The sequence below is a fragment of the Bradyrhizobium sp. AUGA SZCCT0169 genome (genome assembly GCF_018130085.1).
Classification (GTDB): domain Bacteria; phylum Pseudomonadota; class Alphaproteobacteria; order Rhizobiales; family Xanthobacteraceae; genus Bradyrhizobium.
The window spans coordinates 31,104-49,206 of the sequence record NZ_JAFCMC010000017.1 but is presented as its reverse complement, the minus strand read 5'-3'; the positions used below and the strand labels follow the sequence as shown (position 1 = coordinate 49,206).

The window sequence follows — 18,103 nt, the reverse complement described above, 5'->3', positions numbered from 1 at the left end:
CAACAGGTTTTCAATGCGTAGGCAGGCAATAGCATTGGGCATCGGGCTTGCACTGTTGTGCAATGCATCCGCGCGCGCGCAGCTCGCCCCGCAGGTCAACCCCGGCGCCATCCAGACCGACATCGATCGCCAGCGGCAGCAACTCGAGCGGCAGAGCCAACCGCCCAAGCTCCAGGGCCCGGGCGTGGTCGGCGGCGAGCGGGAAAAGACCCAAACCCTGAAACCAGGTGGTCCAAAATTCCTGCTGCGCAAGCTTGAATTAGATTCATCCAAGTTCATCACGCCCGAAGAGCTCGACGAGATTGCGAAGAAATATATCGGCAAGAACGCCGATATCGCGACGCTTCAGCAGGTCGTAGCCGACATCAACGCGGTCTATGCCGAACGCGGGATCGTCACAGGGATCGCGACGCTGCCGGATCAGGATGCCAAGGGCGGGATCGTTCGTATCAAGCTGACGGAAGGTCGTCTGCAAAAGACCACCATCGAGGGCAACAAGCAGACGTCGACGTCTTATATCCTGCCGCGCGTCCAGGCGCCGGAAGGTGAAGTCCTCGATGTGCCGAAGCTCAACCGCGATGTGATCTGGTTCAATCGAACCAACGACGTGCAGATCAAGGCGTTGTTGCAGCCGGGGACCAGCTTCGGCCTGACCGACCTGCAATTCGCCGTTATCGAACCACCCACCGATACACTGCAATTATTTACCGACAATCAGGGTGTCCAGAACACCGGCCGGTTCGAGGGCGGCGCGTTTTACCGGCGTCACGGCCTGTTCGGCGTGGACGATCGCCTGACGTTCTATGGGGTGAGGTCGGACGGAAATCTCAACGGCAACGTCGCCTACAACATTCCGGTAAACCCCTGGGGCGGCCGCGTCGGCCTGAGTTACACGCAAGGCAAGATCAAGATCATCGACGGACCGTTCGTCGCGCTCGACGTAACCGGGCGGTCGACCCAGGCCTCCATCAATTTCAGCCAGCCGGCCTGGGTTACCCAGAATTGGCTGCTGCTGCTCAACGCGGCCCAGACCGACGGCAATACGGTAAGCCGGTTTAGCACCGTCGCGGTCACCAGCGACCGCTATCAGCGATCCACGGGCGGGTTTTCGTTGACCAATTCCGGCAACAATTATTCCATCACCGTCTCGCCGTCGATGAACTACATCGAGTGGCACGATTACATCCTGAACGGCAACCGAACCTTCAATACCTATACCGGCAGTGCGATAGCGTCGGGGGTGGGCCCTGCCAATTTCAGCGCCAATCTCTTGGGCAGCTGGCAATATTCGCCGACGAAGCTGTTGCCGGGCGACCAGATCTTTTCGATCGGCGGCCCGACCACCGTGCGCGGCTATCCCACCAATGCGGTGGCCGGCGACAGCGGCTACTACGTCAACGCTGAACTGCACTACAACTGGTCGGCCATTCTCAAGGGCCTGGACACGTATGTGTTCACCGATTGGGGCGCGGTGTACTCGACATTCCCCGGCATCGTGGAATTGGCTTCGATCGGGGTGGGTTTCTCGTGGACGATGGCGCCCTCGCTGACGTTCGAGGGCAGCTATGCAATGCCCCTGAAACTGGCCGTCTCCACCCAGCGGCACTACGAATACTATGGCCGGTTTATCTTCCGGCCTCTGCTGATGTTCCCCAAGCAGAACGTGCCCGGATAGGCACGCGGCCAGGATGCTGGCGAACCGCCCCGAAACATCTCCGGCAATCTCTGACGTCCCCCGTGGCCGCGTTGCCATTCTCGACGCGCGTCCGGGAAATGCTATGCAGGGCACCTGAGCGATTTCCAGGGAGTTCGTACGATGCCCACCCCATCGAGGCGCGTCGCCGTCGTCGGCCTTGGTCCGATCGGGCGTAAGGTTGTGGAAGCCCTGGATCAAGGCATCGACGGTCTGGTCCTCGCGGCGGTATCGGTACAGGACCCGGCGAAGCATGGCGATTTTCTCGCCAAGTTGAAGCGTTCGCCCGCCGTCTTGCCAATCGACGAGCTCTGCGCAGCGGCCGATATCGTGATTGAGTGCGCACCCAGCAAGCTCGTTCGATCGATTGTCATCCCGTTCGTGAGCCGCGGAAAGACCGCGATCGTCCTGAGCGTGGGCGCGCTTCTCGAGAACGATGATCTCATTGCGCTGGCCAGGCAGAACGGCGGCCAGATCGTGGTGCCGACCGGTGCGCTGATCGGTCTCGACGCCGTCACCGCCGCGGCGGAAGGCAATATCCAGTCGGTCAGGATGGTGACGCGAAAGCCGCTCAACGGCCTCGCCGGGGCTCCCTATCTGGTCGAAAACAACATCAACATTGCCGGCATCACCGAGCCCCTGAAGATTTTCGAGGGCACCGCGCGGGACGCCGCCAAGGGCTTTCCGGCGAATCTCAATGTTGCCGTGGCGCTTTCGCTGGCGGGCCTTGGGCCCGACCGGACCACGCTGCAGATCTGGGCCGACCCGACCGTGACCCGAAACGTGCACCGCGTTGAAGTGGAATCGGATTCCGCACGCTTTTCGATGACGATAGAAAACATTCCCTCGGAAAACCCCAAGACCGGCCGCATCACGGCACTTTCGGTCATTGCATATTTGCGCAAGCAGGGCGCAGCCTTGCGCGTCGGAACCTGAGCACTTCCGGATCAGGTCGTCACGGGCAGGGCAGGCGCCTCACTTCGTCAAGGCCATCCATCGCTCCGTGGCCCCGATCGCCGCCACCCAAAGCTGATCCGCAGGCTGACCGCGGTGCAGCGCCTTGCCGACCTCGCAGATCGCCATGAATGCACCAGAGCGCGCCTCTTCGACCTCCAGCGGCTGCTCGCCGCTTCCCTGTACCAGGCCGACCAGCCCGTTCAGTATCGGCAAGGCCTGTTGGGCCGGCTGATCTTCGGCGGCTTTCAAGGCGTCCAGCACGCGCGTCGCTTTTTCGAGATCACTCATGGCCACTTGCAAACTCGAGGGATGAAGAGCCCAGGATAGGCTGGATAATCGTCCAATATTGGCGGAAGGGGTGTCCTGTCAACCGCATTGAATTTACTTACTTTTTCGAGCGCCGATCGTCAAAAGCCACGGTCTCGACTACGGGCAGAGTAGGGCGGAATCGGGATTCGAACCCACAATTTTAAAGATCATTGAGATTGTGAGCGCCGTAGCCAACGGAGTGCCCTCCGAGCAGCCGAATTCCCTGGACGACGGTTTCCCGGGCGGATGAGGGCGGGCAGCTTCAGGCGCTTGGCGAGGGCCTTGCGATCGGCGGCAGATGCCTTCGCACTCGAGGAGGCCACCTTGTCCATTTCCTCAACAAGGCCCCTCAGCCAAGCAGTGCTTTGCTCGAATACTGGCCGGCCCATGGACTTACCCGCTCACTAGGGAAGTTAACCCTCGAGCTCAATGGAGGTTCCTGACAACGGTAGGCTCTGCACGAGTCCAGGAAGGCCGCTGCTGAGTCCGGGATTCGCCGGTCGCCATGCGCCGTCCGATCGGCGCCGGCGCAGCGCTGGACGCGCCGCAAGACCATTGGGCGATCCCACATCGGGCCTATTCGTTAGACAGCCTCTTCCCACTGTGGTTGTGTTACTGCACAACAAAACCATTGGGGGCTGGGAATGAAGAAAACGGGCCGATGATGACCTCTCTCTTGATCGTTGGTACGGTGGCTGCTGTGGCCGCCGGGTGGGGCGCGAACGGTCTGTGGGTCCAATGGGAGCGGGACTATCGCGAAAAGCATGGCGGGCCGCCACCGGGCGGCGATGCCACTGGGTATGCTGTTGTGATCGGAGCATTCTTCGCCGCCGCGACTCTCTCAACAAAAGTGCTTTTGTGGATGGGTTAGAAGCAGGGGCTGGAGTAGGTAGAGGCCTTACCTCTGATCGGGGAAGCGTTTGAGGAGAGGCAATGGTCGGCGACGTCGTTCAAGACTGGAATGGAAATAGCTTGATGCTCAGGCCGGGGAGTTACTGGCATCTCACCCCGGCCGTCGGCGGCCTTATCCGAAACAATGCGCGAGCAGGAAAGGGCGTTGTCTACAGCGTTAGCGCGATTGCCGCCCAGCCAGGGCTTTCTCAGGCATTTACGCCCTACGCCGCAGGGGCGATTGGGCAACCAAAAGAGATACTTTGGGAGCAGGTGCGCGCGCAGTCCTATCCAGCTTTGCCATCGCGGCTCAAATCTCTGTACTGCTTCGAAACAAAAGAGATTGCCGAACGCGCGGCTCGGGAATGGTTCGGTAACGAGGTCCGTATCCCATTGGAGCTTCGCATCGGGACAGCGGCTATCATGCATCGCTGTGACGCCAAGCTGCTGGAAGCGCCGGAGAGCGACTGGAAACAGAGCGCCGAACGATACTGGAAGGGTGAAATGACGGCTAAGCCAGTCCCGGAGACGATCGTGCACGGCCCCGTTTACTTCCCTGGTTGGGAGCAATTCCCAATCGGGTTTTAACAGGCGCGGGACCGGAGCCGTCGACACGCGGAATCGCGTTACTGACAAATTGTCCCGGGTCACGGAAAAGCGAAATCTCTATGGCTGCAAAAGCGATGCGCGCGAATGAAGAGTTCTTTGACCTGCTTGCCGGCGACGTCTTCGCGCGCCTCTACACCTCTTTTCCCGAACCGATCGACATCCATTCGGATGCGATAACGTACAATGATGCCTTAGGTGCGCAGGATGGGTTTGACGACGAGCCGGAGCGGCTGAAAAAGCTCTATCGACATGCCATCCAATGGCTGCAAGCCGAAGGATTTGTGCGCTTTGGATCCGTGGTCCCGGGTGATGAAGACGACGAGACCTTTTGCGACGTCGTCCTCACGAGCAAAGGATTGGCAGCTTTGCGCAAGATGCCCGAGTCTCTGACCGGCCCCGGTCTGACGCTCGGTGACAAGATCGAAGCGGCAGCAAAGGACATCGGAAGCGACGCCGCGAAGACTTCTCTGAAGCAACTTGTGCCGTATGCCCTCGGGTTGATCAAAACCTTGTTTTGAAGGGTGCCAGAGGGGGCGAGCGCAAGACCCGGGCCAACTGAGGCGGCAAGGCAGGACGATCCAAGAATCAGCTACCCTTGGAGCGGATCTTTTGGGGGATAGGATGCGAATTTCTGGATTGATTGCCGCGTTCGTTGCCGCACTTTCGCTAGCGGGCTGTTTCGAGGGCAAGCCCGGCCCACCTGGTCCCCCTGGCCCTCCGGGTGAACAAGGTCCGCCCGGTCCGCCAGGCCCGAAGGGCGAGAGGGGTGAAAAAGGCGAGCCTGGCCGCGATGCGGCGCCAGCACCGGCTGCAAAGAAAAAATGATTGAGGCCGACCGTCGCCTGATCTGCAACATCGCCCGGCCCAACTGAGGCGCTGAATGCCCGTCAAGAGTGAGAAAGCCAAGATAACCGCCGGCGCAATAACCGCCGTCGCTATCGTCGGATTGTTCGCGGTGATCGCGCTGGCCTTTCTCTGGACGACAACGCCACCGTAATCAGGCCACTGATATCAAACCGGGGCGAAATGACAGGTTCGCCACGGAGAGGCCTCGAGGATCGTCCTGTGCTAATCTGTTTGCTATGAACTGGATGGGCGCAATATTTGTGGCGGCGGTGATCGCGGTGGCGTTCGCCGTTTATTCGGACGTCACCATGACCCGGTGCGTCCCCAAGTCATTTGCGGCAGTCGTTGGATTGTGCACCGTCGTGGCTCAAGATTGAGAATCCGATCGGGCCGCCCGTATTTGTCATCCCTGTAGACTATGAGCGCGGGACCGTAGCCCCGCGCCCCTCGCTGAACATCTGATCGGAGCGTGAACGACTAAGCCACCGCGGTCGGGCCAGCGCGCAGAGCCGCGAGTCTCGTTTCCATTGCGTCCATCATAGGCCGCAAGCCGGTGACGTCGGCAGTCGCCCGCAATAAGCTTTCCGCTGACCTGTCGCCATCTCCAATGCTAAGATTTTCACCTCCCGCGAGGGCTGGAAGCGCCTCCCACAAGGACACCAACACCTTTGCGCGGAGACCTTGAAGCGATTCAGCAGTGGCTTCGGTTATCCGGTCGGCAAGAGGCTCCATCTTCTTCCAGAGGGCTGACATCTTGCGTTGAGAGGCGGTGGCCCCGAGACGCCTGAGAACCTTCGTGAGCAAGGCTTGCGCAGGGCTCGCGGCGAAAGTCGGCTTGGTCCAGGTATCGCTGCTATAGTCGCTACCGAACTTTGCGTACACTTCCGCTCGCGCAGAAACTGCAAGAAGCGCCCATCTCATCCGCTCATCAAAATATTGCTTCAGCAACGGTTCGAACTCTCGACCCAGATCGATCAATTCGGCATCTATCTTCGGCCAGCCCGGCGGCCGCCGCGGCGGGTTGCCCGTTTCCTCGTGATTGGACTCCCGGTCGTCCTTCCAGTCGACGCCCACGAGGCTCAGAACAGTGGCGGCGCGAGTGGAGGGTTGCGGAAGGTCCCGCCAGTCCCCATCACCGCGGAAGTGCCAATGCGCCCCGGAGTTGCTCCCGACGAAGCGCTCGGCGTTTTCCCAATCCGGCCAGAGTTCGCCGCACAGAAGGCGCCGCTCGTAGAACAGCCAAGACGCATAGGCCTCGAGCGCGCGGCGATCGGTGACGGGAGCACTTGCGAGCATAGCCGGTGCGGCGGTCGGGACGGCAGCGACGATCGGAAGGGACACGATTGAGTTCACGAAAAACCTCCTACTGATTGCAGCCCCGCCTGTATGAATCGTTGAAACTGCGATCGGTTCTGAACGCTCTGGGAGGGCCTGACATGCGTCAGGCTGGCTGGTGGGAATCACTGGAGGTGACAACAATTGAACAGCGCCTGGGGCGCTGGTGCTCTTTGCAGACATGGATTGATACCCCTCGGTTTGGCGTTCTACGGCCATGCGCCGGATCGGCCGGCAGCCGGGAGGTAGAAACCAGCCGAGAGACTGGCGGCGGCGCTTTTAAGGGTTTCCCCTCTGGACATGGCGCAGCCCTCCCGGCCATAATGGCCAGGTTGGAGCGCACGCCAATGCGCTACCTACGTTCAGCCGCAAACACCCGACGCCAATCGGGAGCACGCTGACCAAGCATGTGCGGCTATATCTCGGTCCGGGTTTCTACGCCCACGGACATCCTCAACTGATTTGCGTTAAAAATCTACCCCATTAACTGCGCGGCGAAAGGCTACTTCCTCGCCCCCTTAGGTTGAGCTATGGTCCCCCCCCGGAATCATGTGGGGGGGGCGACGTTGAGTTCAAAGTTTAATGGGCATGGATATCTTGACGCCGGGCTCCACGTTTTCGAGAGCGGCGAATTTGAAGCGCAATTCGTGACCAGTTTTCCGCATTCTCCGACGCGACAGTCCATCCTTAATGGGTATATTCAACACTCTAAAGATCTCGTCGGACTGGTTGGAGCTTGCGAACAATTCCTTGATGGAAGCTTTGTTACAAGCAAGAACGACCCGGGCGACATCGATTTTGTCATTTTTATTGATGCCACCGTCGTAGACGCTCTTCCACACGATAAGCAGCAAGAGCTGATGGATCTCGTGGCCGGCCCATCAACGAAGACGAAGTACCTTTGCGACGCTTACTTTTGTCCCATCTACCCGGCAGGCCATCCGATGAACGAGCCGGCTCGCGCCAAACGAAAATATTGGATGGGCGAATTTGGTTATGACCGAAGCGACGTTCCGAAGGGGATTGTCCACATGAAGTACGCCGCGCCCGCACCAGCCAATACCTCGGCTCCATGAACGTTTGGCAAAATATCGACCCGGCCAACGCGGAGGCTAGGATGCGCGGGCTCGTCCGGCGCCTTGCTGAGTTGGACGACGCCCTTGCGGCTGGTCAATACATAGCGGCGCAAAATCCAGACAGTTTTGCCGCGAAGCTGAGTCTGAACAGCTTGACGCATCTGCAACATCGGCTTGAAGCCGAGCGCGTCGAACTTGTCCAGCACCGAGTACGTGAGCGCCTTGAAATCAACCTTAGTGGACACGCATACAACGATCACACTGCTGGCGTCGGCGAACTCGGCGTCTTCCTTATTCGCATCCAGAAACTTTACTCGGCGATCGCGCAGGCAATAACAACCGGGCCACGAAGGCGCGGTCCGATTTCCCAGTACATTCTTGATGCGACGGCCATGCGCTTTGCAGACGTGTTTCCATCTTCATTTGGGATGGAAATTTACGTTCGACCTCAATTCGACGTCTTCGGCGAAAGCACAGCATCTACCACTCTGCAGACGCTGTTCACTCTTTTGAACGCCGCCAAGCAAGAAAAGGAAATTTCCCGGCTATCGGGCGAGCTCGGGCAGAGGGCCGTTGGTCATCTACGTCATATCCTTGACGATCTTTCGCGGCACAACGCCGGCTTTGGATTGAAGTGGATCGACACGTCAGGAACCCAGTTCGATTGGAGCGCCGACAGAGAGCAAATCTCGAGCCTTCAAAAAAACGTAGCGCGGTACCGCACGAAACAAAGCGTCGAAATCACAATCAAAGCTTTTTTGGTCGGCGCTAGTCTTTTGCGCGATCGTTTCGAGCTTTATGATGTTAATCGAGAGGTCATAGAAGGAAAGCTCGCGCGAGAAGTGAAGATGAAGCTACGCGAATTCTTCGGACGCCAATGCCTGGCGACGCTGGAAAAAGTAGAGATTGATGAAGCTGTGTCCGGAGACACGCGCACATTCTATACCCTAGTCGGAATTGCGCCTTTAGAAGTAGTGCCATGAAGAACGACAGTTTGACCCACGACGCGCTGTAGCTCAAGCCGTTCCGATCCCCAAGCGATTGATAATTTGCCGTACGCCGGTCGCCGCGCTTCAATGGGCCATGCCCGAACTCACCCGTCGCCCTCATCCCGAACGCTCCGACTGCTGGCACGTCTACTACGGTGACGTGCAGGTCGGCACGATCGCAGTCCAATCGGGCTTGCCGACGCACGCCAGGCAATGGCGCTGGGATTGCGGCTTCTATCCGCTGTCACACCGCGGACGGTCCCGCTCGGGGTACGCTGCAACCTTCGAACACGCCCGCGCCGGCTTCGAAGCCGCGTGGAAAGACTACCTGCCACGGTGCACGGAAGCCGACTTCGACGAGTACCGGCGCGAGCGCGCCTGGACGGCTTGGAAATACGCCATGCATGCCGCTGGCCTGCCACTGCCAACGCAATCAACCAGTGGACAGGCACGCTGTTTCTGTGGTGCCAAGATCGATATGGCGAGCACCGACCCACACATTCACAATGTGCATATGATTGCAGTTCCAGAATTAACCTGAAGCGCCGGCATTCAGGTTAACAAGCCCACTTCATTGCTATGCCGGTCCCAACAGCGTAGGGTTGTCTCGCCCGGACACACATACCGCGTGTCCGGGCGTCAGGTCGTGACAAAGCCGTCAGGTGTTCGCATCTGGCGGCTTTTTCTTGTTTCGCTGACAGGTCACCGGCTTGGATGTGGTGCGGCGGGCTGACTTGCTTAAAAACAATTCCTCCTCTCGGGGAAACGTGCTCGATTGGAGCGGAGAAACGACGTCTGCGGCGTGCTTAGGATTCCGACCATGCTCCGGACATTGCTAATCCTGTGCCCACTCTGCCTCTCGGTCTCGGCCTGTGCGAGCGGTCCCCATGTCGCTGACATGCCGCACTGGATGGGCGGGTTGCCGCCGGACGCGCCCCCGTGACGCGGGACGCCGGAGTATGATACCTGGCAGGCCGAGCGCGCGAAGGAGGCTGCGAGGCCGAAAACCGGGAATGCCAACCAGCTGATTTGCTATGGAATTCATCCCCTCGCGGGAATTGCTGATTCACGTCTGGAGCACCCACATGGGCACCGATGAAGACGGCCGAGAATAGGAAAAGCGCATTCACTTCACCGACAAAGAAAACGATGTGGCTACCGCTCTTTGGGAGGCTCTTAGAGAGCAAGCCGTTTTCGTTGGAGGGCACGATCTGACCGAGGTTTGTGCCCGCGATGGCACAATCGATCTGATGAAGATGGCGTTGCGGCTGATAAAGCAGTTTCCCCAAATAATCGGCGAAAACTGACGGCAGTGCCGATTCAAGGTACAACAGGACCCCATATCGGCCGGCGCACCGCGATCTGCATGCTGGTACTACTCGTAATCACGATTCTCTGGGGAGCGTTGCGCTGAACCACGGCCAAGGCTTGCGCTCGCCCCGCGGTTGCGGTTGGATCGCGAGGGAGTTGGGGGATAAAAGTGGCAAATCAGCATGTGATCGGTCGGCTGCGCGGAATTATGACGCAGTTGATGGGCGCACACCAAGCAAATGCAACCATGTCGAACACGACAAAAGGTGCCGAGCGGGAAGCATTCATCAGCCAGTTTTTGCAAAATGTTCTGCCTCCAATCTATCGATTCGGAACAGGCGATGCGACCGACGTCAATGGCAATCGAAGCGGTCAATTGGACGTGGTTGTGGAGTATCCCTTCGGACCTTCGCTGCCAGCCGTCGGTGGTTCTGCGTCCACACGATTGTATTTAGCCGAAACAGTCGCTGCAGTGGTCGAAGTAAAATCGTCTCTGCCTGCACAGATGGCAGAAGCTCTCTACACCCTCAAGCAGTTGAGCCCCCTGCGCCGAAGTTATGGTTCAACCATGTCATACGGTTCTTTGTCTCGTGAAACGATCCCTTTTTTTGTAGCCACTTACAAAGGGTGGAAAACCGTCGAGACAGTGCGCCAGCACGTGGATGACAATCCCGGGATCGAAGGGATTCTCGTTCTCGACAATCAAATTTTTGTCTCGTCGGTCCAGCTTGGGAGCATTCAAGCGACGGGCCCCCTCGCGCTGCTTGGCCTCATCCATTGTCTGCATCGTGTCACCAATTCGCTGCAGAGCGCGTCGACGAGCCCGATAGCTTACGGGCTTGATACGCCTGGTGAATAGAGTCCGCCCACCTGACTTCTATGAAACTGCGCAAAGTGCCATGGCCGCTGGCCTACCGCTCCTCGTCCGGATGCACCCACTGATACGGCGTGATCTCCTGCGTCGCGGTGAGCCTGATCATGTGCACCGGCGGGCGCGTAACGGCCTTTCCGAGCATTCAGCGCCGCTTCCAGGTTCCAGATCCGGGTATCTCGCGGCCGGCGGAGGCTTAGGCGGCTCAGGCTTCTTCGGAATGGGGGGATCGTCGCCATCAGCTCGCCGCCTTTTCGTCAGGCTTCCGACGGGGGAATTCGCCGACGTGTGTGGTCGTCTGAGCCAGGGGGTGTTGCATGGCGTTCCACAGTGCTTCGTGATGCAAGGCGGACGGCTGGGGTCGTTCCACAGCCGAAATTCGCCGCGCATGAGCGAGAATACGACCCCGATCAGGGGACCTCATAAAACAGCGTGAAAGCGAAGCTATCGCCTGTGCCGCCGGGATATGTCGCGTCGTACTTGAAAAAGCGCGCATTCGTGGAACTGGTCAGCAAATAAGTCACTACCGCGCCTGTGGAGTAATTAACCCTGCGCCTGCGTTCCGTGTATCGGTGGCATTGGTCGTCGCAGACGCTACCGGTAGGCTGACGTTGATCGCCGTGGCCCCGGTGCCATTGTCACCTAGGGCGAAAGAAACACGATCGCTTTCCCGATTCGTTTGTACGTGCTGCCGAGCTGATTAACAGTTGTAATGGTGCGGGTTACTGAAGTCACCGTCGGCGTGTAGAATGTCCATGCCGTATTGTCGACACCGCCTCCAGAAAATCCGCTCATCGAATGCCTCCCTTAAGAATCGCTGTCTAACTTGGAATGAGAACCACCATTCCGCACCTCCTCTCACTCCAGAGCGTCGAGCAACGCACGTTGTGGCGCGCTACGAGCGGGACGAGATTCCGGCCGTTCTGTTTTCTGCTGAGCGCGGAGCAGCCTATTCTGCCGGCGCGTTTTGCGAGCTTTCTTGGCGATCCGCTGGCGCTCTTCGGAGCTCATGTTCTTGTATTTGTCGCGCCGAGCTTCTCCGCCCAATTTTCCCAAGGCGCGCATCAAATCGCGCTGTGACCGGGTGTCGCCGCCCGACGCTGAGGCAAACGCGATCTTGCATCGCAGATCTCCGGGACCCAGCCGCAATCCCTTTCGGGGCCGAATCTCAAGGTCGTAACCCTCGGGATACAAGCAATCCACCACGTCTTGGATCGTTTCCCAGCGGCTTTGGCGGCCGCTGGGAGCGTCAGCGGCCACCATCTTATTGTACAGACGATCAGCTATGCCGGCACGATCACTTGTCTCGTCCATGCTGATGCGGAGGGCAATTCGGCGTCTTTCTAGCTCAAGCACGATCGCCCTGTAGAAAGGCATGACCTGCCGGCTGTTCTCGCCGACTGGGCCCGGGCTGCGCCGGCGGTGGTCGATGATCTCGTCGAGACTCACCTAGCTACTCCCCAAGGTCGACGAGCCACTGCCGAACGAGCCGAGCAGGGAGCGGATGCCCAATCGGTGGCCGCGCAGCAGAGTCTCTTGCGTAAGCTGATCTTGCATGGCATGCAGCCGTGCGTTTTCGGCGCGCCGCTGCTCCTCCTGGCTGTTGCCTCGCAACAACAGGGCTTTGCTGTGGGACGTCGGGTTTGAACAGGCTGGACATCAGGCCGCGGGCCATCCGTTGGAAATGTCCCTGACCGGCTTGCGGCCGGCGGCGCCGTTCGCCAGCCACTTATCGTGCTCGATCTGGGAATCGAAGCCCGACCCGCCGGTCATCGGCGCAGGATTGTTTGATGATCGGAGCATTGCCTTTTCGGACGCAGTCAAGGGCCGCTTGCCTCGCGCGGCCTGGCCGGGCGTCGGCCCGCGTTCGAAATGGCGGGAATCCCAATCGGCCACACGCACGATCGTTGAAAAGCTCGTGTTATGGCGGTCAACGAAAAATAACTCTCGATCGAAGTAGCTAAGGATAGACATCCCGACTTCGCGATCGCGGACGACGAGGGCGCCGGCGAATTTGGTCTTGGCATTCCGCAGGATCGGCGCGCGCGCGAGCTCCCGGCGCTCCTCGAGCAGTTTGCGAGCGTGTTCGAGGGCGATATCGCATTCGTCATCCTTCTCGAGCAGCGCGTCGATGGCCGACGATAGCTCCTCCTCGTGTTGCCTTTCGGCTTCCTCGTTCTCTCGGCCCCGCAAGGTGCTGTGGAGCTCCTGCATCTCGCCGATAACGATGTCCAAGTTCGTCAGGGCGCTCCTGGCCGAAGCATCTTCCGCCTCGATCTGCCGCAATGCCTCCTTCGCGGCGGCGTCGCCAAACTCGGCGGCGGTCGCCAAGCCCCGGCGGCGGGACTCGCTGGAATTGATGGTTTGAACGAGGCCAGCGCGCGCTTTACTTTCAGCGTCTCGATCATGGTGGCGGCCTGGCCGGCGGTCTTGGGTGTCGTCGTCGACGTCATGGGTTAGGTTCCTGTTGCGGTTGGGATGTGGGATTTTTCGATAGCCATCGCTGGATTTGGTCGACCATCTCGTCGACCGTTCCGACACTGCCTCCAATTGACCTGGTGAGGGTGGTCAAAACGCTACGATCGCCGGCGGACGGTTGGCGCAGTCTGCTGATGCCGTGCGCACGGATCGATGCAGCCTTCGCGGCGACAGCCGGGGCGTTCAACGGGACCATCCCAAACGTCGGAGGGCCTTCGAATGCGATCTCCGCGCCGGCATCGAATTTCGACGGGCCAGCGGAGCAGGCGGGCTGAAGGTAAGCCGCCTCCAGGAGCCGGTAGCGGGGAATGACCGGCTTCATAGCGACACCGGCCGGGGATTTCGGAGCCAGACTTCCACGAAGGCGCAGGCCTCGATGTGCGTCAGCGGCGCCGCGCCGAGCGCGAGGGCGGTCAGCGTCGCATCAGGCAGCCAGCCTTCGTCCCGAACGGTTTTGCGGATGGCCGCTTGTTTTGCGTAGGCCGCCTCGTGGTTGAGCGGCTGCAGTGCCGCCGCCGGATAGCCAGCAGCCTCGCAAATCGCACCAGCGTCGTACTGGCGCAGTTCTGCGGTACCGCGGATCTTCACCATCGCCGGTGCGATGAGGCGATAGAGCGCTACTGGCACGCCGTCTCGAAATTGTTCATGCCTCGGCTCGATCATCGCTGCACTCCATCAATGGTTTTTGGAAAAAATTTTGGAAGACGGTTTTCGGAAATGGCGCGAGGAGAAGGGGCGGGGGCGGGATTCCTTGCTGGTTTTGACCCCCGGTCACCCCGGTGCGATCGCAGGGAAAACGCAACCCCGGGGGCCTCGCTCGCGTGGGTGCACACGGGCGCCGACTCTTCCAACAGTGTGAAAGACGTGGCGAGAACGCGAGCGTGTAACCCCTTCGCCGCGGCGCCGATCACCGGCAAAACGTGGTTTGCGACCGTGGCTTCTCGGATCCCTTGCGACGTCATTTTCGATAACCGCTTGAATGAGCGTTCGAAAGGGCAGGGGCTGCGGAGGATGGCCGATCATCCGCGTTCGGCGTGGCGTCGATCACAACGCCGCCAGCTGGCCCAACTTCGTGCAGGCGCGGTGTGTGGTCGCCTGGCCCGCTTAGATCGATGATGTAGCCGGCGCCGGCGCCTATCCCGATGTTGACGATTGGTCCGCGGTCACCGGTGGCGTGGAAGCCGCTATAGCCGAGCAAAGTGGTCGCGACATCCTTGCGAACGTGCTCCGATTTGGCCTGCTCGAGCAGCGTCATCAGCGTGGCGGCCGCAGGTGCGCGGCTCTGCGCGAGCAAAACGCGTGTTTGGCCATCCAGATATTCGATGACGTGACTTTCCTTCAGGGCTCGGCAGAAGCGCTCGCGGGTCAATCCAGCCTTTTCGGCAGCATCTTTTTGCGTTTTTGCCTGGCCAGAAATCATCAGATCAATGGCGTGACGAACGCGACGGCTGACCACTCGGGTTTTCGCCGGTTTCTGTTCGGGATCGATCGGTGCAAGGTTGTTCATGGGCCGAACGTGTCCGATTTGCGGATCGGACGGCAACGCACGGAACGTCACCGCTGTGACCTTCCAAGCCGAGTCCAACAGGGGTGGCACAGGTCCGGGATCAATATATAGAAGGTGATTATACTGTAGCCGGACCTGTGCCACTGTTTCCGAGGAGCTAACTTGATGTCTCGAATTCCCCGCCGCCCTCCACCCACAAACGTTGGGAAGGTTATGACCTCGGTTAGGCCAGATTCGCCGCGCAGGTACCGCGTAACGTATGCATTGGGTGGCGAACTGAACGATTGGGTAACTGTCGACGTGGGACTGGGCGTACCGCGCCCCGGCGCCGAGATGTCCGCCGACGCGCAAAAAAAGCTCGTGAGAAAGAGGGCGCGTGCCCACTTGGAAGCTATGCTGAAGAGCTGGCCGGAGGACTAAGCACATCGGCGATACCAGGTTCGTCTGCTGATCCCCAACGGCTCCCAAGGCCGTTGGCGCTCGGCGGATTGCCCCTCGAACTGAGCTCGGCCACGGCTGCCAGATGCTCGGCGTTTCTGCTCTTTTGCGAGGCGCTGCATCTCGCGCCGGTGCTCCTGGCGTTGCTTGGCTGGGAAGTCGATGGCGCCGATGGTGCGGAGGCCAAGTTCGGCTCGTTCGGCCGCGGTGACGCCGAGGCGCTTTGCGATCGTGTCCGCCTTGAAGCGGCGGGGATTGTCGACGACATGCTGAATCAGGCTGGAGAGCTCGGGGCCGGGCATCCACGGCGCCCAGGTCACCGCGACGGCGGCCATCTTTTCCGCGGCGCTGCTGGCATTGCTGAGCACCTCGAATACCAATTTCATGTCATCGCGGCCGGCGTCGTCATCGGGCAGGGGAGCATGGCCATATCGGCGGTTGAATACGCGGTAGAGCTCGGCCATCCGCAGCGTGACGAAAGAGACGGGCGGGCGGAAGCTGCGCCGCGCCTTTGCACGGCGGTTAGCCCGGGACACCCGCTGATCTTCCGACGTCGGCCGCGACTTGGGCATCTGCGGCCCTATGCTGCGGCCTGAGAGGCTGCTAGCCGCTCCGCCTCCGCTTTCGCGGCGCGGGCAAGCTGGCGGAGCTTGGGGGCCTTGGCGGCCTCCGCGCGGCGATCCAGCCGGGAGATCTCGAGGCGCTTGGCCCTTGCCAGCCTCGCCATGGCGGCGATGAGCGTGCCCAGGGCGGGGCGGTCGACCGGCACCACGATGATCATGTTGCTCTCCATGATCATCGAATCGGCCCATAACCCGGTGTTTCGCGAATCTCATCCGGACTGTCGCCATCCTCGAGATCGACGCAGCCGCCGCCCTTCACGTAGGCGAAGATGCCAATCGACTTGAAGCCGGCAGCCCACAGAATGCGGCGAGCCAAGGCCACCGAGTTGTTCACAGCAACGTGGATTCGGTCCGCGTTGCCGCCGTGCTGGTCCTCCTGCCAGATTTCGACCACGCCGTCGGCGGTCATGGACGTCTCGATGCGCGCCTGGTGCGGGATGAACCAGAAGCCATCCTTTGCACTCACATCGGCGTCAGGAGCGAGGCTTACAATGCCTTTGGCGACCGCGTTGTCGACGGCTTCTTCCGCGGTCGGGACGTCGGACGGCCCGGGCGGATACTGGTGGTCAAAATCCTTGACGCCGGCGATCAGCATGTCGCGGCGGCTGGCCGGAGAAATTTCCGCACACGGCGCCAATTTTGCGCGAACTGCGGAAACCGTCTTGCCGTCCACTCCGCAAACACGGCCGATCTCGCGATCGCTGCGGCTGGCATCCTGACGCAGTTCGGTTTCGATCAGCGCGCGCTTGGCGGCGGTGTCGAGTTTCGGTTCAAAGTCCAAGGTATCAGTCATCGCATCATCCTCTCTGTCTCGACCATCTGCTCGATGGTGAGGGTTTGTGATCCGGACAGACCAAACCCAAGCCCGCGGCAAAGCAGGTTGAGCGGCCGTCCGGGGAAGTCCTGCTCGACGGAGCCGGGCCCGCTTACCGGAGGCGCCAGGCGTGGATGCGCTGACGGCCGCCAGGACTTGTTCGTCCATTCCAGACGGTGACGGGGGCACCCTGCTTTCGACCAGACCCCCCAGCGCTGAGTCACAATCCATCCATCGCGCTGTTGCAGCACGCCTGCCGGATCGGTTTCCGTATGAGCAGGCGCGTAGTGCGCCCGTGCGGAAATTTGCTTTTCGGGAATCCAGGGGATATGAGGAGGGTCTTCGAGGTCCTACCGCATTTATCCCGACGGCCCCGTGGCAATAGCCGCGCGGGCCGTTTTATTAGGCGGCGGCTTTCTGGTTGCGGCGCTCGACTTCGGCCGCCAACCGGCGCTCCTGATAGGACGCAATGGAACGAGTAGTGATGCGACGCGCGCGGCCTTGCGTGTAGCTCTCAAGCTCGCCGGTATTGAGCAGGCGATAAAGTGTTTCGCGCGAAATCATCAGGACCTTCATCGCCTCATTCGGCGAGGTGACGGCAAGGGCGGAAGGTGCGATCGACATGTCTCTATCCCCGTTGTTCGTGTTGATGCGGGGACGTTCGGCGATTTGGTGACGGTTTACACGCCGGACATTTAGGACATTGCAGCGGACATTTAGGACATTCAGTTGGTTGAGCGCTTGACGTCGCGCCAAATCGTCTTGTCGTCGAACCCTCTTTTGATTGTTCCTTGTTTCTTATCCACCCAACCGTCGGCGAGATCGCGCACCCGTTCGTAGAATGCCGCCCAAGATACGGTGTTGGCCGGCGTCATTCCTTGCTCCAAGCACGTCCGAACAGCGTCGATTCGCGTCATGGTCGCCTGGGGTTCATTCTCACCTTTGTCGGACAATCCGCACGCGAGTTCGAACTGAAAACGCACGCCTCCGATGGCGTCGTCCTTCACTCTCAGCCAACCCAAGTCATTCCGGGTAGTTGCGACCCCTGCGGCACGATCGTGAAGCATCTCTGCCATAAAGGCGTAGTCACCTTCGTTCAGGGTGTTCCCGTGCCTATCGGCGAGGCGAATTTGACCGGTCTGGAACGCGCGCCCGAGCTGGCTCGCGGCTTCCTGCGCGGATCGGCCATTTGCGATTAGGGTTGTGAGCATCTCGCTGATGCCCACGAATTCGAGAGCCTTGCCGTCCATGGAATCACCGCGCACCGCAGAGGGATCGCGCGGGGCAAGCTGCTGGCGGTGAAGCAGCAGCGACGGCTGGCCGGCCGGCCCCGCGCAAGCGGGATTCTGAACCTAT

At 60.2% G+C, this 18,103-nt stretch carries 21 protein-coding genes; 9 read left to right on the top strand and 12 right to left on the bottom strand.

All coding sequences use genetic code 11. The features are described from left to right. The first annotated feature begins 13 nt into the window (after positions 1-13). Both JQ609_RS20050 and JQ609_RS20045 read left to right on the top strand, forming a co-directional pair. Positions 14-1,675: a ShlB/FhaC/HecB family hemolysin secretion/activation protein gene (locus JQ609_RS20050; RefSeq protein WP_212274673.1), complete on the top strand. Its 1,662-nt coding sequence runs from the start codon at positions 14-16 to the stop codon at positions 1,673-1,675. Positions 1,676-1,816: 141 nt separating this feature from the next. After that, positions 1,817-2,629: an aspartate dehydrogenase gene (locus JQ609_RS20045; protein ID WP_212274672.1), complete on the top strand. Its 813-nt coding sequence runs from the start codon at positions 1,817-1,819 to the stop codon at positions 2,627-2,629. A 39-nt stretch (positions 2,630-2,668) separates the two neighbouring features. Here JQ609_RS20045 and JQ609_RS20040 read toward each other — a convergent pair whose 3' ends face one another. Next, the gene (locus tag JQ609_RS20040; protein ID WP_212208668.1) at positions 2,669-2,938 is read right to left on the bottom strand and encodes a hypothetical protein; all 270 of its coding nucleotides are present in this window, start codon (positions 2,936-2,938) and stop codon (positions 2,669-2,671) included. Between the two features lie 526 nt (positions 2,939-3,464). Between JQ609_RS20040 and JQ609_RS20035 the strand changes: the two genes are divergently transcribed. From JQ609_RS20035 to JQ609_RS20025, 3 genes are all read left to right on the top strand, one after another. After that, positions 3,465-3,830, top strand: coding sequence for a hypothetical protein (locus tag JQ609_RS20035; RefSeq protein ID WP_212274671.1), 366 nt, complete (start codon positions 3,465-3,467; stop codon positions 3,828-3,830). A 62-nt stretch (positions 3,831-3,892) separates the two neighbouring features. Continuing rightward, positions 3,893-4,438, top strand: a complete 546-nt coding sequence (locus JQ609_RS20030; RefSeq protein ID WP_212274670.1) for a DUF2441 domain-containing protein — start codon at positions 3,893-3,895, stop codon at positions 4,436-4,438. An 80-nt stretch (positions 4,439-4,518) separates the two neighbouring features. Then, the gene (locus tag JQ609_RS20025; RefSeq protein ID WP_212274669.1) at positions 4,519-4,977 is read left to right on the top strand and encodes a hypothetical protein; all 459 of its coding nucleotides are present in this window, start codon (positions 4,519-4,521) and stop codon (positions 4,975-4,977) included. An 805-nt stretch (positions 4,978-5,782) separates the two neighbouring features. On the opposite strand, the gene JQ609_RS20015 is transcribed toward JQ609_RS20025, so the two are convergent. Further along, the gene (locus JQ609_RS20015; RefSeq protein WP_212274667.1) at positions 5,783-6,658 is read right to left on the bottom strand and encodes a hypothetical protein; all 876 of its coding nucleotides are present in this window, start codon (positions 6,656-6,658) and stop codon (positions 5,783-5,785) included. A 548-nt stretch (positions 6,659-7,206) separates the two neighbouring features. Here JQ609_RS20015 and JQ609_RS20010 point away from each other — a divergent pair. From JQ609_RS20010 to JQ609_RS19995, 4 genes are all read left to right on the top strand, one after another. Next, complete coding sequence (locus tag JQ609_RS20010; RefSeq protein WP_212274666.1) at positions 7,207-7,716, top strand: DUF6932 family protein; 510 nt, start codon at positions 7,207-7,209, stop codon at positions 7,714-7,716. 41 nt (positions 7,717-7,757) lie between these two features. Further along, a complete protein-coding gene (locus JQ609_RS20005; RefSeq protein WP_212274665.1) occupies positions 7,758-8,699 on the top strand; it encodes a hypothetical protein in 942 nt (313 codons plus the stop codon). A gap of 100 nt (positions 8,700-8,799) precedes the next feature. Continuing rightward, the gene (locus JQ609_RS20000; protein ID WP_212274664.1) at positions 8,800-9,246 is read left to right on the top strand and encodes a hypothetical protein; all 447 of its coding nucleotides are present in this window, start codon (positions 8,800-8,802) and stop codon (positions 9,244-9,246) included. A 939-nt stretch (positions 9,247-10,185) separates the two neighbouring features. Continuing rightward, positions 10,186-10,875: a DUF6602 domain-containing protein gene (locus JQ609_RS19995; protein WP_212274663.1), complete on the top strand. Its 690-nt coding sequence runs from the start codon at positions 10,186-10,188 to the stop codon at positions 10,873-10,875. Positions 10,876-11,529: 654 nt separating this feature from the next. On the opposite strand, the gene JQ609_RS19990 is transcribed toward JQ609_RS19995, so the two are convergent. The 10 genes from JQ609_RS19990 to JQ609_RS19945 form a co-directional block, all read right to left on the bottom strand. After that, positions 11,530-11,682 carry a hypothetical protein gene (locus JQ609_RS19990; RefSeq protein ID WP_212274662.1) on the bottom strand — a complete coding sequence of 51 codons (153 nt, stop codon included), beginning with the start codon at positions 11,680-11,682 and terminating at the stop codon, positions 11,530-11,532. Between the two features lie 63 nt (positions 11,683-11,745). Next, on the bottom strand, positions 11,746-12,336 hold the full coding sequence (locus tag JQ609_RS19985) for a hypothetical protein (RefSeq protein WP_212274661.1): 591 nt from the start codon (positions 12,334-12,336) through the stop codon (positions 11,746-11,748). 210 nt (positions 12,337-12,546) lie between these two features. Beyond that, complete coding sequence (locus JQ609_RS19980) at positions 12,547-13,218, bottom strand: hypothetical protein (RefSeq protein WP_212274660.1); 672 nt, start codon at positions 13,216-13,218, stop codon at positions 12,547-12,549. 465 nt (positions 13,219-13,683) lie between these two features. Then, positions 13,684-14,028: a hypothetical protein gene (locus tag JQ609_RS19975; protein WP_212274659.1), complete on the bottom strand. Its 345-nt coding sequence runs from the start codon at positions 14,026-14,028 to the stop codon at positions 13,684-13,686. Between the two features lie 295 nt (positions 14,029-14,323). Continuing rightward, positions 14,324-14,872 (bottom strand): hypothetical protein, encoded by a 549-nt coding sequence (locus tag JQ609_RS19970; protein ID WP_212274658.1) that lies wholly within the window; start codon positions 14,870-14,872, stop codon positions 14,324-14,326. A 416-nt stretch (positions 14,873-15,288) separates the two neighbouring features. After that, on the bottom strand, positions 15,289-15,882 hold the full coding sequence (locus tag JQ609_RS19965) for a hypothetical protein (RefSeq protein WP_212274657.1): 594 nt from the start codon (positions 15,880-15,882) through the stop codon (positions 15,289-15,291). Positions 15,883-15,890: 8 nt separating this feature from the next. After that, complete coding sequence (locus tag JQ609_RS19960) at positions 15,891-16,091, bottom strand: hypothetical protein (RefSeq protein WP_212274656.1); 201 nt, start codon at positions 16,089-16,091, stop codon at positions 15,891-15,893. Between the two features lie 14 nt (positions 16,092-16,105). Further along, a complete protein-coding gene (locus tag JQ609_RS19955; protein WP_212274655.1) occupies positions 16,106-16,915 on the bottom strand; it encodes a hypothetical protein in 810 nt (269 codons plus the stop codon). A gap of 234 nt (positions 16,916-17,149) precedes the next feature. Further along, the gene (locus JQ609_RS19950; RefSeq protein ID WP_212274654.1) at positions 17,150-17,371 is read right to left on the bottom strand and encodes a helix-turn-helix domain-containing protein; all 222 of its coding nucleotides are present in this window, start codon (positions 17,369-17,371) and stop codon (positions 17,150-17,152) included. Between the two features lie 101 nt (positions 17,372-17,472). Beyond that, positions 17,473-17,997, bottom strand: a complete 525-nt coding sequence (locus tag JQ609_RS19945) for a hypothetical protein (RefSeq protein WP_212274653.1) — start codon at positions 17,995-17,997, stop codon at positions 17,473-17,475. Positions 17,998-18,103: the final 106 nt, after the last annotated feature.

Excerpts from the sequence above, each read along its gene's own strand:
- JQ609_RS20050 (WP_212274673.1), top strand. The coding sequence starts at position 14 with ATGCGTAGGCAGGCAATAGCATTGGGCATCGGGCTTGCACTGTTGTGC.
- JQ609_RS20045 (WP_212274672.1), top strand. The coding sequence starts at position 1,817 with ATGCCCACCCCATCGAGGCGCGTCGCCGTCGTCGGCCTTGGTCCGATC.
- JQ609_RS20040 (WP_212208668.1), bottom strand. The coding sequence starts at position 2,938 with ATGAGTGATCTCGAAAAAGCGACGCGCGTGCTGGACGCCTTGAAAGCC.
- JQ609_RS20035 (WP_212274671.1), top strand. The coding sequence starts at position 3,465 with ATGCGCCGTCCGATCGGCGCCGGCGCAGCGCTGGACGCGCCGCAAGAC.
- JQ609_RS20030 (WP_212274670.1), top strand. The coding sequence starts at position 3,893 with ATGGTCGGCGACGTCGTTCAAGACTGGAATGGAAATAGCTTGATGCTC.
- JQ609_RS20025 (WP_212274669.1), top strand. The coding sequence starts at position 4,519 with ATGGCTGCAAAAGCGATGCGCGCGAATGAAGAGTTCTTTGACCTGCTT.
- JQ609_RS20005 (WP_212274665.1), top strand. The coding sequence starts at position 7,758 with ATGCGCGGGCTCGTCCGGCGCCTTGCTGAGTTGGACGACGCCCTTGCG.
- JQ609_RS20000 (WP_212274664.1), top strand. The coding sequence starts at position 8,800 with ATGCCCGAACTCACCCGTCGCCCTCATCCCGAACGCTCCGACTGCTGG.
- JQ609_RS19990 (WP_212274662.1), bottom strand. The coding sequence starts at position 11,682 with ATGAGCGGATTTTCTGGAGGCGGTGTCGACAATACGGCATGGACATTC.
- JQ609_RS19975 (WP_212274659.1), bottom strand. The coding sequence starts at position 14,028 with ATGATCGAGCCGAGGCATGAACAATTTCGAGACGGCGTGCCAGTAGCG.
- JQ609_RS19970 (WP_212274658.1), bottom strand. The coding sequence starts at position 14,872 with ATGAACAACCTTGCACCGATCGATCCCGAACAGAAACCGGCGAAAACC.
- JQ609_RS19965 (WP_212274657.1), bottom strand. The coding sequence starts at position 15,882 with ATGCCCAAGTCGCGGCCGACGTCGGAAGATCAGCGGGTGTCCCGGGCT.
- JQ609_RS19960 (WP_212274656.1), bottom strand. The coding sequence starts at position 16,091 with ATGATCATCGTGGTGCCGGTCGACCGCCCCGCCCTGGGCACGCTCATC.
- JQ609_RS19955 (WP_212274655.1), bottom strand. The coding sequence starts at position 16,915 with ATGGACGAACAAGTCCTGGCGGCCGTCAGCGCATCCACGCCTGGCGCC.
- JQ609_RS19950 (WP_212274654.1), bottom strand. The coding sequence starts at position 17,371 with ATGTCGATCGCACCTTCCGCCCTTGCCGTCACCTCGCCGAATGAGGCG.
- JQ609_RS19945 (WP_212274653.1), bottom strand. The coding sequence starts at position 17,997 with ATGGACGGCAAGGCTCTCGAATTCGTGGGCATCAGCGAGATGCTCACA.